10 protein-coding genes are annotated in these 13,041 nt (G+C 62.4%); 5 read left to right on the top strand and 5 right to left on the bottom strand.

Features of this window, described 5'->3' with window-relative positions:
* The first annotated feature begins 64 nt into the window (after positions 1-64).
* From zwf to ACR0JW_RS08120, 4 genes are read left to right on the top strand one after another with little or no spacing between them, the layout of a single operon-like run.
* Positions 65-1,510 (top strand): glucose-6-phosphate dehydrogenase, encoded by a 1,446-nt coding sequence (zwf, locus tag ACR0JW_RS08135; protein WP_170678078.1) that lies wholly within the window; start codon positions 65-67, stop codon positions 1,508-1,510.
* Between the two features lie 2 nt (positions 1,511-1,512).
* A complete protein-coding gene (gene edd, locus ACR0JW_RS08130) occupies positions 1,513-3,318 on the top strand; it encodes a phosphogluconate dehydratase (protein WP_170678076.1) in 1,806 nt (601 codons plus the stop codon).
* A gap of 3 nt (positions 3,319-3,321) precedes the next feature.
* Positions 3,322-3,957 carry a bifunctional 4-hydroxy-2-oxoglutarate aldolase/2-dehydro-3-deoxy-phosphogluconate aldolase gene (locus ACR0JW_RS08125; RefSeq protein WP_170678074.1) on the top strand — a complete coding sequence of 212 codons (636 nt, stop codon included), beginning with the start codon at positions 3,322-3,324 and terminating at the stop codon, positions 3,955-3,957.
* A 51-nt stretch (positions 3,958-4,008) separates the two neighbouring features.
* Entirely contained in the window at positions 4,009-5,199 is a 1,191-nt protein-coding gene (locus ACR0JW_RS08120) for an aminotransferase class V-fold PLP-dependent enzyme (RefSeq protein WP_170678072.1), read from the top strand.
* A gap of 98 nt (positions 5,200-5,297) precedes the next feature.
* Here ACR0JW_RS08120 and ACR0JW_RS08115 read toward each other — a convergent pair whose 3' ends face one another.
* Positions 5,298-6,413 (bottom strand): pyridoxal phosphate-dependent aminotransferase, encoded by a 1,116-nt coding sequence (locus ACR0JW_RS08115; protein WP_170678070.1) that lies wholly within the window; start codon positions 6,411-6,413, stop codon positions 5,298-5,300.
* A 127-nt stretch (positions 6,414-6,540) separates the two neighbouring features.
* Between ACR0JW_RS08115 and ACR0JW_RS08110 the strand changes: the two genes are divergently transcribed.
* Positions 6,541-7,323 carry a crotonase/enoyl-CoA hydratase family protein gene (locus tag ACR0JW_RS08110; RefSeq protein ID WP_170678068.1) on the top strand — a complete coding sequence of 261 codons (783 nt, stop codon included), beginning with the start codon at positions 6,541-6,543 and terminating at the stop codon, positions 7,321-7,323.
* On the opposite strand, the gene ACR0JW_RS08105 is transcribed toward ACR0JW_RS08110, so the two are convergent.
* The 4 genes from ACR0JW_RS08105 to ACR0JW_RS08090 form a co-directional block, all read right to left on the bottom strand.
* Entirely contained in the window at positions 7,324-7,656 is a 333-nt protein-coding gene (locus ACR0JW_RS08105) for a DnaJ family domain-containing protein (protein ID WP_170678066.1), read from the bottom strand.
* 39 nt (positions 7,657-7,695) lie between these two features.
* Positions 7,696-8,859, bottom strand: a complete 1,164-nt coding sequence (locus tag ACR0JW_RS08100) for a benzoate/H(+) symporter BenE family transporter (RefSeq protein ID WP_480713799.1) — start codon at positions 8,857-8,859, stop codon at positions 7,696-7,698.
* Between the two features lie 137 nt (positions 8,860-8,996).
* Positions 8,997-12,158, bottom strand: coding sequence for a valine--tRNA ligase (locus ACR0JW_RS08095; RefSeq protein ID WP_480713798.1), 3,162 nt, complete (start codon positions 12,156-12,158; stop codon positions 8,997-8,999).
* 78 nt (positions 12,159-12,236) lie between these two features.
* Positions 12,237-12,968, bottom strand: coding sequence for a dienelactone hydrolase family protein (locus ACR0JW_RS08090; RefSeq protein WP_480713797.1), 732 nt, complete (start codon positions 12,966-12,968; stop codon positions 12,237-12,239).
* Positions 12,969-13,041 lie beyond the last annotated feature (73 nt).

Below are 13,041 nucleotides of genomic sequence, written 5' to 3'. Positions count from 1 at the left end.
CGATACCGGTATTGCAGCGATCTGGTGCTAAGGTGATCCGAATGTGTTCTGAAGGAGCCCGGTCATGGTTTCACGCGTAATTCCCGTCAACCCGTTCGACCTTGTGCTGTTTGGTGCATCAGGCGATCTGGCGCAGCGCAAGATCCTTCCGGGCCTGTATCACCGTTTCGAAGTCGGGCAGATGCCGGACGAGGCGCGGATCATCGGCACCGCCCGCACGGAAATGGACAGCGACGGATTCCGCGATCAGGTGCGCGCATCGATGCAGGAATTCGCGCCCGAATTCAAAGTAGAAACGCTGGATCGTTTTCTCGAGCGGGTGGAATACGTGCCAGTCGATGCGCTGGGCGAAAAGGGCTGGGACAAGCTGGGCAAGGTCCTGCGCGACGATGTTGTCCGGGCGTTCTATCTGTCGGTGGGGCCCAGCCTGTTTGCCGGGATTGCGCAGCGGCTGCAGGATAACGGCCTGGCCACGCCGGACAGCCGTATCGTGGTGGAAAAACCTTTTGGCCACGATCTGGCCTCGGCCCGCGCCCTGAACGAGGGGCTGCGCGCCTGTTTCGAGGAACATCAGATCTATCGGATCGACCATTATCTGGGCAAGGAAACCGTGCAGAACCTGATGGCCCTGCGCTTTGCCAATTCCCTGTTCGAGCCGCTTTGGAACTCTACCCATATAGATCACGTTCAGATCACCGTGGCCGAAACGGTAGGGGTCGAGGGGCGCGGTGCGTACTACGATCAGTCCGGCGCCATGCGGGACATGATCCAGAACCACCTGGTTCAGCTTCTGTGCCTGACCGCGATGGAGCCGCCTTCGAAATTCTCGCCCAATTCGGTACGTGATGAAAAGGTAAAGGTGATCGAGGCGCTGGAACCTGTCGCACCGGCTGACATTGCCCGCGGTCAATACCGGGCGGTTCATGGCAAAGGCGGCTATGTTGATCATGTCGGCAACCCCGCCAGCCGCACCGAAAGCTTCATCGCGCTAAAGGTCCATCTGGGCAATTGGCGCTGGGCGGGCGTGCCGTTCTATCTGCGCACCGGGAAACGCCTGCGCGCCCGTGAATCCGAGATCGCGGTGTTTTTCCGCGATCCGCCACACACGATTTTCCCCAATGTCGGTCACTTGCGCGGCAACGTATTGGTGATCCGCCTGCAACCGGACGAAGGTATCACCCTGCGTACCACCATCAAGGATCCCGGCCCGGGCGGTTTCCGCCTGTCGGATGTGGCGCTGGACATGAGCTTTGCTGACGCCCTGGGCGCCGAAGCACAAGCGCCGGACGCGTACGAGCGTCTGGTGATGGACGTCATCCGCGGCGATCAGACCCTCTTCATGCGCGGGGACGAGGCCGAGGCCGCCTGGGCCTGGGTCGACCCGATCATTCAGGGCTGGGAAAACCGCGGTGACCGCCCGGCGCGTTACGATCAGGGCAGCTCTGGTCCCGAGGAAGCATTGATGCTGATGCATCGCGATGGCCGCCGCTGGCGTCAGATCGGAGGTTAAACATGGTTCACTCTGTCATCACCGATGTCACCCAACGGATCATTGACCGCAGCGCGCCCATGCGCGGTCCTCATCTGGATCGGATGGAGCAGGCAAGATCAAAGGGCCCGGCCCGCGCACATCTGTCCTGCAGCGGTCAGGCCCACGCCTATGCGGGCGCGGGACCGGATCAACAGGCCATGGTCACCGGAACCGCTGGAAATTTGGGGATCGTTACCGCCTATAACGACATGCTTTCCGCCCATCAGCCTTTCGAACGCTACCCGGCCCTGATCCGCGACGCGATCCGCGCAGCGGGTGGCACGGCGCAGGTCGCGGGCGGTGTACCGGCCATGTGTGACGGCGTCACGCAGGGCGAGGCCGGAATGGAGCTGTCGCTGTTTTCCCGCGATGTCATCGCGCTGGCCACAGGGGTCGCCCTCAGCCACAACACGTTTGACGCTGCCGTCTTTCTGGGGGTGTGTGACAAGATCGTCCCCGGTCTGGTGATCGGTGCGCAATCATTTGGCCATTTGCCGGCTGTCTTCCTGCCAGCAGGTCCCATGACCAGCGGGTTGCCCAACGACGAAAAAGCCAGGGTCCGCCAACAATTCGCCGCCGGCGAGGTCGGGCGCGATGCGCTCATGGCCGCTGAGATGGCCGCTTATCACGGCCCCGGCACCTGCACCTTCTATGGCACCGCCAACACCAACCAGATGCTGATGGAATTCATGGGCCTGCATCTGCCGGGCTCCAGCTTCGTCAATCCCAACACGCCCCTGCGCGATGCCCTGACCGAAGAGGGCGCCCGTCGCGCCCTGTCGCTGAGTGCGTTGGGAAACAACTACACGCCGGTCTATCAGATCCTGGACGAGCGCGCCTTTGTGAACGGCATCGTCGGGCTGATGGCCACCGGCGGCTCGACCAACCTGCTGATCCATCTGATCGCGATGGCGCGGGCAGGCGGTATCGTTTTGGATTGGCAGGATTTTTCCGACATTTCCGCCGTCGTTCCCCTGGTTGCGCGGGTCTATCCAAACGGTCTGGCCGACGTAAACCATTTCCACGCCGCAGGCGGTCTGGGCTATTGCATCGGAACCCTGTTGGAAGACGGCCTGCTGCATCCCGATACGCTGACCGTTGCGGGGCAGGGCCTGCACAACTACACCAAAGAACCCAAGCTGGTCGGTGGCGAACTGATCTGGGAAGACGGCGCGGGCCGCAGCCTGAACGAAAAGATCGTGCGCCCGGCCAAAGACCCGTTCCAGCCCACTGGCGGCCTGTCCCGCCTGACCGGCAATCTGGGTACCGCCGTCATGAAGGTCTCCGCCGTCGCCCCTGAACACCAGGTGGTCGAGGCCCCGGTCCGCGTGTTCCACGATCAGGACAAGGTAAAAGCCGCCTTCAAGGCCGGAGAATTCACCGGTGACGTCATTGTCGTCGTCCGCTTTCAGGGTCCAAAGGCCAACGGCATGCCCGAACTGCACTCGCTGACGCCGATCCTGTCGATCCTGCAGGGCAGGGGACAAAAGGTGGCGCTGGTCACCGATGGCCGCATGTCCGGTGCGTCCGGCAAAGTCCCCGCTGCGATCCATGTCTGCCCCGAGGCGCTGGATGGCGGTGCCATCGCGTATCTGCAGGACGGCGACCTGCTGCGCGTCGACGCAGTGAAGGGGGAGTTGGAGATTCTGACGCCCGGCGTTCTGGACCGCACACCAGTCACCGCCGACCTTTCGGCCAACCAACATGGCACCGGGCGGGACCTGTTTACGGCGTTCCGCGGCAACGTCGGCTCAGCCGATGCTGGCGCCAGTATTTTCGGAGCCTGAGCCATGACACCCAAAACCCAACGTACCCGCGAAATCTGCGCCCTGGCACCCATTGTCCCGGTACTTGTGATCGACGATGCGGCACAGGCCCGCCCGCTAGCCGAAGCGCTCGTGGCCGGTGGTCTGCCCGCGCTCGAGGTTACCTTGCGTACGCCTGCCGCGTTGGACGCCATCCGCGCCATGGCGCAGGTGCCCGGCGGTGTTGTTGGCGCGGGTACGCTGGTCACACCCGATGACGTGCGTGCTGCGAAAGAGGCGGGCGCGCAGTTCGGCGTCTCGCCCGGTGCAACTGACGCCCTGATCGCCGCCTGCGAGGCCGAGGGCCTGCCCCTGCTGCCCGGCGCCGCCACCGCCAGCGAAGCGATGCGCCTGCTGGAACAGGGCTACGACATGCTGAAATTCTTCCCGGCCGAGGCCTCGGGTGGCGCGCCTGCGCTGAAAGCCATCGGTGCGCCTCTGCCGCAGATCAGCTTCTGCCCGACCGGTGGCGTCTCGCCCGCAAATGCGCGCGATTACCTGTCGCTGTCCAACGTTGTCTGCGCCGGCGGCAGTTGGGTTGCGCCAAAGCAAATGGTGCTGAATGGCGACTGGGCAGGTATCGAGTCACTTGCGCGCGAGGCCTCGCAACTGGTGGATTGACGCGGCCGCAACCTGCGTTAGGTTAGTCGCCAATTCAGGCAAGGCGACCTCATGACACAGCAAGTTTCCCTCGCGCGGGGGCGCGAATATCTGGCCATTCCCGGCCCCTCAGTCATGCCCGATGCGGTGCTGCAGGCAATGCATCGCCCATCGCCCAATATCTACGACGGCGAACTGATCGACATGATGCCGGCGCTGACCGCCGACCTGCGCCGCGTCGCGCGCACGCAGCATGACGTGGCCAGCTATATTGCCAACGGCCACGGCACGTGGGAGGCCGCGCTGTCCAATGTGATTGCACCGGGAGAAACCGTTCTGGCCCCTGCGTCGGGCCGGTTTACCCATGGCTGGGCCGAAATGGCCGAGGGCATCGGAGCGCAGGTCGACCTGATCGATTTCGGAACCGCCTCGCCGTGGGATTTTGACCGCATCGCCGAGGCCCTGCGCGCCGATACCGAACACCGCTACAAGGCGGTGCTGGCGGTTCATGTCGATACCTCCAGTTCGGTGCGCAACGACATACCGACCCTGCGCGCCCTGCTGGACGAACTGGACCACCCCGCGCTGCTGATGGCCGATTGCATTGCCTCGCTGGGCTGCGAACGGTTCGAGATGGACATCTGGGGTGTCGACGTCATGGTCACGGCCTGCCAGAAGGGCCTGATGACCCCCGCCGGTACGGGCTTTGTTTTCTTTAATGACAAAGCACAAGCCAAACGCGCAGCCATGCCTCGCGTGTCGCAGTACTGGGACTGGCAGCCGCGGGCCAATCCCGACCTGTTCTACCAGTATTTCAACGGCACTGCGCCGACGCATCACCTTTACGGTCTGCGCGCCGCGCTGGACCTGATCCATGCCGAAGGGCTCGACCAATTGTGGGCCCGCCATGAACGCCTTGCACACGCGATCTGGAGCGCTTGTGAGATCTGGGCGCAGGGCGGTGCGCTGCAGCTCAATGTCGCCGACCGCGCCTTTCGCAGCCATGCCGTCACGGCCCTGCGCCTGACCGACGGTCAGGGCACGCCGCTGCGCAGCTTTACCGAGCGAGAGCTGGGTTTGACCTTGGGAATCGGTCTGGGGATGGAGGACTGGGACGGCTGTTTCCGGCTTGGCCACATGGGCCATGTGAACGCTCAGATGGTTATGGCGATGCTGGGCGGAATGGAAACCGCCATGGCCGCCCTGAATATCCCGCGCGGCAAAGGGGCGCTCGAAGCTGCGGCAGCAACGCTGGCGGGCTAGTCCGAAAAGATCCGCTCCTTCATGTGGCCTAAAATATCCTCGGGGGGGGATCGCGCCTAGGGCGCGATGGGGGGGAGACAGCCCCCCGGCACATCGCTTCAGGCCGGTTCCGCCCTTGCCGCTGCAAGCGCCCCGGGCAGCGCGGCCGCAAAGGCATCCAGATCGGCCGCCGCGCCGCAACTAACCCGAATGCAGCGGTTCTGTGGTGCGGCAAAGGGCATCCGCACAAAGATACCCTGTGCCACCAGCGCATTCAGAACCGCTTTGGCAAAGACCCCATCCCGCCCGCAATCGATGGCAACAAAATTGGTGGCCGAGGGCAGCGGATCCAACCCGTTATCCCGCGCGATCGCGCTAATCCTGTCGCGAGCCTCGGCAATCCGCCCCTGAACGTCGGACAGCCATGTGTCATCTTGCAATGCCGCCAGTGCCCCGGCCTGCGCCGCCCGGTTCATTCCGAAATGATTGCGCACCTTGTTGAAGGCCGCAATCAGCCCCGGTGCCGCGATGGCGTACCCGACCCGTGCCCCGGCCATTCCATACCCCTTGGAAAAAGTCCGCATCCGGATCACGCGCGGATCATCCGCCGCAACCGCCGCCGCTGTTCCTTCCGGCGCACATTCGACATAGGCCTCGTCCAGCACCAGCAGGCAGCCATCGGGCAATCCGTCCAGCGCGGTCACGATATCGTCACCCGCATGCCAGCTTCCCATCGGATTGTCGGGATTGGCCAGGTAGACCAGCTTGGCATCCACTTCTGCCGCCTTGGCAAACAGCGCCACCGGATCTTCTTGATCCTTTGCATAAGGCACCTTGTGAAGCACGCCGCCAAAGCCTGCGACATGGTAATTGAAGGTCGGATAGGCCCCGTCCGAGGTCACAACCGCATCCCCCGGCTCGACAAGCAGCCGAACCAGATAGCCCAATAGCCCGTCGATCCCTTCACCCACCACGATATTCTTCACGGACACGGCATGATGATAGGCCAGGGCGTGGCGCAGATCGTGGTTTTCGGGATCGCCATACATCCAGATCTCGCTCGCGGCCCGTTGCATCGCCTCAATGGCGCGGGGAGAGGGGCCAAACACGCTCTCATTCGCGCCCAGTCGGGCCACGAACGGCGCACCGCGATCACGCTCCTGCGTTTCGGGCCCGACAAACGGGACGGTGGCAGGCAGGGATCGGGCAAGCGGGGTGTAGCGCGGATCAGTCATATGCGCAGATAAGCGCAGGGCGGCGGGTTGGGCAAGCATCAGGTCAGATGGTCTGCCCTCACGTCGTGGTGGAACTGGCCATGCCTTTCAGGGCATGATCGGCGAAACAGGATCTGGGAGGCCTCGCATGGCGCGCGTATCCGTCGAATATAAAGACCACATTGCCCACGTCACGCTGACCCGGGGCGACAAGATGAACGCGCTGGATGATGCGATGATCAAGGCGATCCTGGCCGCCGGTCAGGAAGTCGCGGCCTCTGACGCAAGGGCCGTTGTTCTGTCGGGCGAAGGCAAAAGCTTCTGCGCAGGTCTCGACATGGCAAGCTTTGCCAAGATGGCCCATATGGACCCGACTGAATGGCTGATGACACGCAGCCACCATGACGCCAACGAGATGCAGGAGCTTGCGCTAATCTGGCGGCGGGTGCCGGTGCCGGTGATCTGCGCCATTCAGGGCGTGGCCTATGGCGGCGGTCTGCAAATCGCCCTGGGCGCGGATATCCGTATCGCCCATCCCGAAAGCAAGCTGGCCGTGATGGAGATGAAATGGGGCATTATCCCCGACATGGGCGGGATGGTCCTGTTGCCGCAACTCGTCCGCTCGGACGTGTTGCGCCTGCTGACCTATACAGCCCGCCCCATCGGTGCCCAGCAAGCCGCCGATTGGGGGCTTGTTACCAGACTGTCGGATGATCCAATGACCGAGGCGCTGGCTCTGGCCGAAAATATCGCGGGCAAAAGCCCCTCGGCCATCCGTGCCGCCAAGCGACTGATCGAAGTGGCCGAATGCAAGGCTCGCGCCGAGGTGCTGCTAGAGGAATCGGCGGAACAGGTGGAACTGATCGGCAAACCGGATCAGATCGAGGTCATCTCGGCCCAGATGCAGGGCCGCAAGCCCGAGTTCAAGTGATCACCGCATGAACGCCCGGCGCGCATCACGGGCCATGTTGTAACGCATCTCAAGATCGGCGATGCGCGCCATGGCCGCTTTTCGGTCTGCGGCATCGGTCAGACCGGCATAGGCCTGTCGGGCCGCGTCCAGTTCTTTTCTGATGCCGAATTCTTCGGGCAGCACACCGGCCTGCGCCATGATCCGGTGCCCGGCCGCAATGGCCGGATCGCTCTGGGCCTCGGTCGAACGATCGGGCAAGGGCTGACCTTCGCCGTCCAGCCCCTCTAACTGACCTTCCGCCTGCGCCTTTTTGATCTGGCGTTCCACCAGTTTTCCAAGTGATCCAAGCATGGTCGGACTATACGCGACCATTGTTGCAGACGAAAGCATTTACCGGGTCCGTTTCGTAACCAGATACGCAATGCCGCCTGCCGCCAGACCCCAGACCGCCGCGCCCAAGCCGAACACGGTGATACCGGAAGCAGTGATCGCAAATGTCAGGATCGCCGCTTCCCGTTCGGCAGGAACTTCCAGCGCCGCAGAGGTCGCGTTTGCCATGACACCGATCAACGCAACCCCGGTCAGCGTTCCCATCAGCAGCGGGTCGGCATGGGCGGCAAACCCGGTGATCGCCACGGCAAAAACGCCGAACAGACAGTAGAATAAGCCTGCCATGACCGCGGACCAGTAGCGCAGATTCCGGTCCGGATGGCTGTCCTCGTTCGAACACATGGCGGCGGTGATGGCGGCCAGACAGGTGGCAGGGGCTCCGAATGGCGCGGAAAGAATACTGGCCCCGCCGACGGCCGAGAACAGCCTGCCAGCTTCGGGTGCATAACCAAAACTGCGCATCACCGCGATGCCGGGGATATTCTGCGTGGCCATGGTCACGATGAACAGCGGAAGGCCTATGCCTATGGCCGAGGCCCCTGAGAACGTCGGCATTGTCCAAACAGGGGCAGCCACCAGATGCTCGGGCCGGACCGAGCTGTCGCCCGCGTTCAGAAAAACGACAATCGCCGCCGCGATAACCGCAGCAGGAACTGCGATCAACCGATTGATCCGGCCGGCGACAAACCACGTTACGATGACCGGCAATGCCTGCCAGGGCAGCTCAACCGCCGCCTTGAATGGCACAATACACAGCGGCAGCAGAACCCCACCCAGCATGGCTTGGGCCAGCGTTGTCGGGATCGCAGCCGCCAACCGCCCCAAAGGACGCCACAGGCCTGCCAGAACGGTCAGCGCTCCGGCGCACAGAAACGCGCCGACAGCCCCTGAAAAACCGGCGGCAGGGGTGGCAGAAACCGCCAGCAACGCAGCGCCCGGCGTGGACCAGGCCACGCTGATCGGCTGCCGATACCAGAGGCTGAGGACTAAGGCTGCCAGCCCCATCGCAACCGCAGCCATCATCAGGCCGGAGGCAGCCTCAGTTGCCGAGGCACCCATAGCGGCAAGGCCTTGTAACACAATCGGGAACGAGCTGAAAAACCCGACCACCGCCACCACCAGGCCGGTCGAAATCGTCTGCACGGGGGGATGGGAATGCGCCATTTCTGCCTCGGGGTTGTTTGGGCAAATTGCTAACAATTGCAAGCAGTCGGGAACAAGGGGAAAGCCGTGTCACCAAAAGAAAACCCCGCCGACAGGTGGCGGGGTTCGGGATTTGAGTATTTGGGAAAAGATGAAGATCAGGCGATTTCTGCCAAACGGGCAAGGGCTTCGTTCAGCTTTGCTTCTTCTTCTTCGCGGGCGGCGAGGTTGGCTTTGGCTTCCTCAACCACTTCTTCCGGGGCCGAAGCCACGAATTTGGGGTTGTTCAGGCGCCCACGCAGGCCGCCCAGTTCCTTGGCCAGCTTGCCCTTGGCTTTCTCAAGTCGTTCCTTTTCCGCGCCGATATCTATGATATCCGCCAGCGGCAGGCCGAAGGACGCGCCGGGTGCGGCAATCGAGATGGTGCCTTTGGGTAGATCTTCTGCGTTGGTCAGGCTGTCGATCCGCGCAAGGCGCTTGATCAGCGCCTCGTTGCGGTCCCATGCGGCCTGGCCGTTGGCGTCGATCTCGGTCACCAGCATCGGCACGTAGAGGCCCGCCGGAACCCGCATCTGAGCACGGGCTGAGCGGGTGTTTTCGATCACCGAGATCACCCAGTTCATCTCACGATCCGCATCCGCGTCGATCAGGTCGGCCGCAGAATAGGTCGGCCAGTCGGCGTGGACCACCATCTTGGCGCGGTTGCCTGTCAGGCCCCAGAGTTCCTCGGTGATGAAGGGCATGATCGGGTGCAGAAGGACCATGCACTGATCCAGAACCCAGCGCATGGTGGCGCGGGTTTCAGCCTGCGCCTCGGCGTCGTCGCCCTGCAGCAATGGCTTGGACAGCTCAACGTACCAGTCGCAGACCTTGCCCCAGATAAAGGCATAAAGCCCGTTCGCCGCGTCGTTGAAGCGGTAGCTTTCCAGCGCCGCGTCGACCTCTTCCCGCACGCGGGCGGTTTCGCCGATGATCCAGCGGTTTACAGCTGCTTTGGGCTTCAGGTCGGCCACATCGAGTTGCGGCACGGCGTCGGTGAAGACTTCGTTCATCTCGGCAAAGCGGACGGCGTTCCAAAGTTTGGTGCCGAAATTGCGGTAGCCGGTGATGCGCTCGCGGGACAGTTTCAGCACGCCGCCAATCGCCGCCATCGAGGCGTTGGTGAACCGCAGCGCGTCGGCGCCGAATTCGTTCACGATCTCCAGCGGGTCGATAACGTTGCCGGTGGTCTTGGACATCTTCTTGCCCTTCTCGTCGCGGACGAGCTGGTGCAGGTAGACGGTGTGGAACGGAACCTGATCGACCACGGCCAGTTGCATCATCATCATCCGGGCGACCCAGAAGAACAGGATGTCGAAGCCGGTGATCAGAACGTCCGTCGGGAAGTAGCGTTCCAGTTCCTCGGTCTGCTCGGGCCAGCCCAGCGTGCCGATGGGCCAGAGTCCGGAGGAGAACCAGGTGTCCAGGACGTCAGGGTCGCGCCAGACCGGGTAAACCAGCTTGGTCGGGTCCTGTTCGATTGCATATTGTGCAAGGCTTTCGGCGAATTGATGAATCGCCTCCTGCTTGTCGGCGACTTCGATAACCGTCGCGTGGCTTAGCGGGCTGGGGATGTTGGCATTGTCGTCCAGGAATTTCTCGGTTACCGCTTCAAGGCTGGATGCACATTCCATAACGTTGCCACGGTGCAGCATGCCGCCTTCGTTCAGCAAACGGCCCATCTCGACCAGATCAAGGTTGCCGTCGTTTTCGTCGTCAATGAAGTCTTCGGCGGACAGATCGAGACCATACCAAACCGGAATCTGATGCCCCCACCACAGTTGGCGCGAGATGCACCAGGGCTCGATGTTTTCCAGCCAGTGGTAATAAGTCTTCTCGCCCGACTCGGGGATGATCTTCACCGTGCCGTCCTTGACCGCATCCAGCGCGGGGCCGACGACCTTTTCGGCGTCCACGAACCACTGGTCGGTGAACATCGGCTCGATGACCACTTTCGAGCGGTCGCCGAAGGGCTGCATGATTGGCTTGCTCTCGACCAGCGGCACCAGCTTGTCAGCGCCTTCGTGCTCCGGTTTCAAAGCCGTCGAGCCCAGACGCGGGTCATCTGCGCGGGTCATCACCGCCAGACCGTCGTTGGTGATCTCTTCCACCACTTTTGCGCGCGCCTCGAACCGGTCGAGCCCGCGCAGGTGATCGGGGATCAGGTTGATCGCGTCGATCTCGTTCTCGGTAAACTCACGCCCACGCGCATATTCCTGCGCCTTGTCTGCCTCTTCGGCGTAAGGAGCCCCATCGGCCCGCATCGCGCCTTTGGTATCCATCAGGCGGTACATCGGAATGCCGCCGCGCTTGGCGACCATGTTGTCGTTGAAGTCATGCGCACCGGTGATCTTCACCGCGCCCGAGCCGAAATCGGGGTCCGGGTAGTCATCGGTGATGATCGGGATCTGGCGGCGGTGCTCTTTCGGGCCAACCGGGATTTCGCATAGCTTGCCAACGATGGGTGCATACCGCTCGTCCGAGGGGTGAACCGCAACCGCACCATCGCCCAGCATGGTCTCGGGCCGGGTCGTCGCGATTGAAATGTAATCCCGCTCCTCGCGGAGGATCACATTCCCATCTTCATCTTTTTCCAAATACTCATATGTCTCGCCACCGGCGAGCGGGTATTTGAAGTGCCACATATGACCCGCAACCTCGATGTTCTCGACCTCAAGGTCCGAGATCGCGGTCTCGAAATGCGGGTCCCAGTTGACCAGCCGCTTGCCGCGATAGATCAGGCCCTTTTCGTACATGTCGACAAAGACTTTGATCACCGCGTCGTGAAAATTCGGAGAATTTTCGTGCCCCGTGCGCGGGTCGCGCGGCGCGCCTGCCATGGTGAAGGCATTGCGCGACCAGTCGCAGGATGATCCCAGGCGCTTTAGCTGCTCGATGATCGTGCCCCCATATTCGCCCTTCCATTCCCAGACCTTGTCCAGAAATGCTTCACGCCCCAGCTCGCGGCGACCCGGCTGCTGCGTGGCGGCCAGCATCTTTTCCACCTGCATCTGCGTGGCGATACCGGCGTGGTCCTGACCGGGCTGCCAAAGCGTGTCGAACCCGCGCATCCGGTGCCAGCGGGTCAGAATATCCTGGAGCGTGTTGTTGAACGCATGGCCCACATGCAGCGCGCCGGTGACATTGGGCGGCGGGATCATGATGGTAAAGCTTTCGTCGCGCGAGCGGTTCGCGCCTGCCTTGAAGGCTCCGGCCTGTTCCCAGGCCTTGTAGATGCGGGCCTCGGCCTCGGCCGCGTTGAATGTCTTTTCCATCGCCATGGGATGCGTCCTGCGTCAACAAAATCGGGTCAGCGCTTGCAATAGCGAATGCACGCAGGAAGGGGAAGGGCGTCTGTGCTAACCGGCCATCCCAAATCGGTCTTTGAAATAGGTATCAACGCGCTGATAGGCTGGATCGTGGAAATCCAGCGTCAGCAGCGAATGGTCCTTGCCCGCATACTCAATCGTTTCGAGGTTCTCGCCAAAGGCGCTTTCCAGCGACCGCATCAATTTTTGGGGCGACAGGTTGTCTTTGGCGTACCGCATGGCCAGACCGGGGCCTTTTTGTGCCATGCCCGCGCGCGCGTCTAGGATATCCTGCGCGCTCATATGCAGCTTGTCGCCGCCAAAGATCGGCAATGCGGGCTGGCTGGCCACGCCGCCAAGAACCGCATCGTCGGCCATCATGGTCAGGGCAAAGCTGCCGGTCAGGCACATGCCGATGACACCAACGCCCGCGCTGCCTTCCTGATCCCGGATATGACCCGCCAGCGCCCGCATCCAGCCCGCAACCGGGCTTTGACGGCCTTTCATGAACATGTTGATCTCGCGCCGGACGCAGAACAGCCGGGCAAAATTCCTACCCGTCTGAGTTTTGCCGAACGTACCGAACAGGTGCGGCATATACACCCGGAACCCCGAGTCGTTCAGCCGCCGCGCCAGTTCCAGCGTTTCCGGCCCGATCCCCGGCAGTTCCTGCAGGATCATGATCGGTGGACCTTCGCCCCCGACATAAACGTCGTGCGTGATTTCTGTGCCGGTGCTGATAGGGGCGGTGAACGGGAATACGGCGTCATGTGTCCAGGTCATGGCGCCGACGCTATAACATTGGGATGCCGCTGGAAATCGAATTTCTTCGCGATCGACTGGACATCGCATATGC

It is taken from the genome of Ruegeria sp. BG6 (assembly GCF_056538465.1).
The sequence above is the reverse complement of the archived record's forward strand: the minus strand, read 5'-3'. Positions and strand labels throughout refer to the sequence as shown.

Bases quoted from the DNA above. Each gene is read 5' to 3' on its own strand.
- ACR0JW_RS08105 (WP_170678066.1), bottom strand. From the start codon at position 7,656: ATGCTTGGATCACTTGGAAAACTGGTGGAACGCCAGATCAAAAAGGCG.
- ACR0JW_RS08110 (WP_170678068.1), top strand. From the start codon at position 6,541: ATGGCGCGCGTATCCGTCGAATATAAAGACCACATTGCCCACGTCACG.
- edd (WP_170678076.1), top strand. From the start codon at position 1,513: ATGGTTCACTCTGTCATCACCGATGTCACCCAACGGATCATTGACCGC.
- zwf (WP_170678078.1), top strand. From the start codon at position 65: ATGGTTTCACGCGTAATTCCCGTCAACCCGTTCGACCTTGTGCTGTTT.
- ACR0JW_RS08100 (WP_480713799.1), bottom strand. From the start codon at position 8,859: ATGGCGCATTCCCATCCCCCCGTGCAGACGATTTCGACCGGCCTGGTG.
- ACR0JW_RS08120 (WP_170678072.1), top strand. From the start codon at position 4,009: ATGACACAGCAAGTTTCCCTCGCGCGGGGGCGCGAATATCTGGCCATT.
- ACR0JW_RS08090 (WP_480713797.1), bottom strand. From the start codon at position 12,968: ATGACCTGGACACATGACGCCGTATTCCCGTTCACCGCCCCTATCAGC.
- ACR0JW_RS08115 (WP_170678070.1), bottom strand. From the start codon at position 6,413: ATGACTGATCCGCGCTACACCCCGCTTGCCCGATCCCTGCCTGCCACC.
- ACR0JW_RS08125 (WP_170678074.1), top strand. From the start codon at position 3,322: ATGACACCCAAAACCCAACGTACCCGCGAAATCTGCGCCCTGGCACCC.
- ACR0JW_RS08095 (WP_480713798.1), bottom strand. From the start codon at position 12,158: ATGGCGATGGAAAAGACATTCAACGCGGCCGAGGCCGAGGCCCGCATC.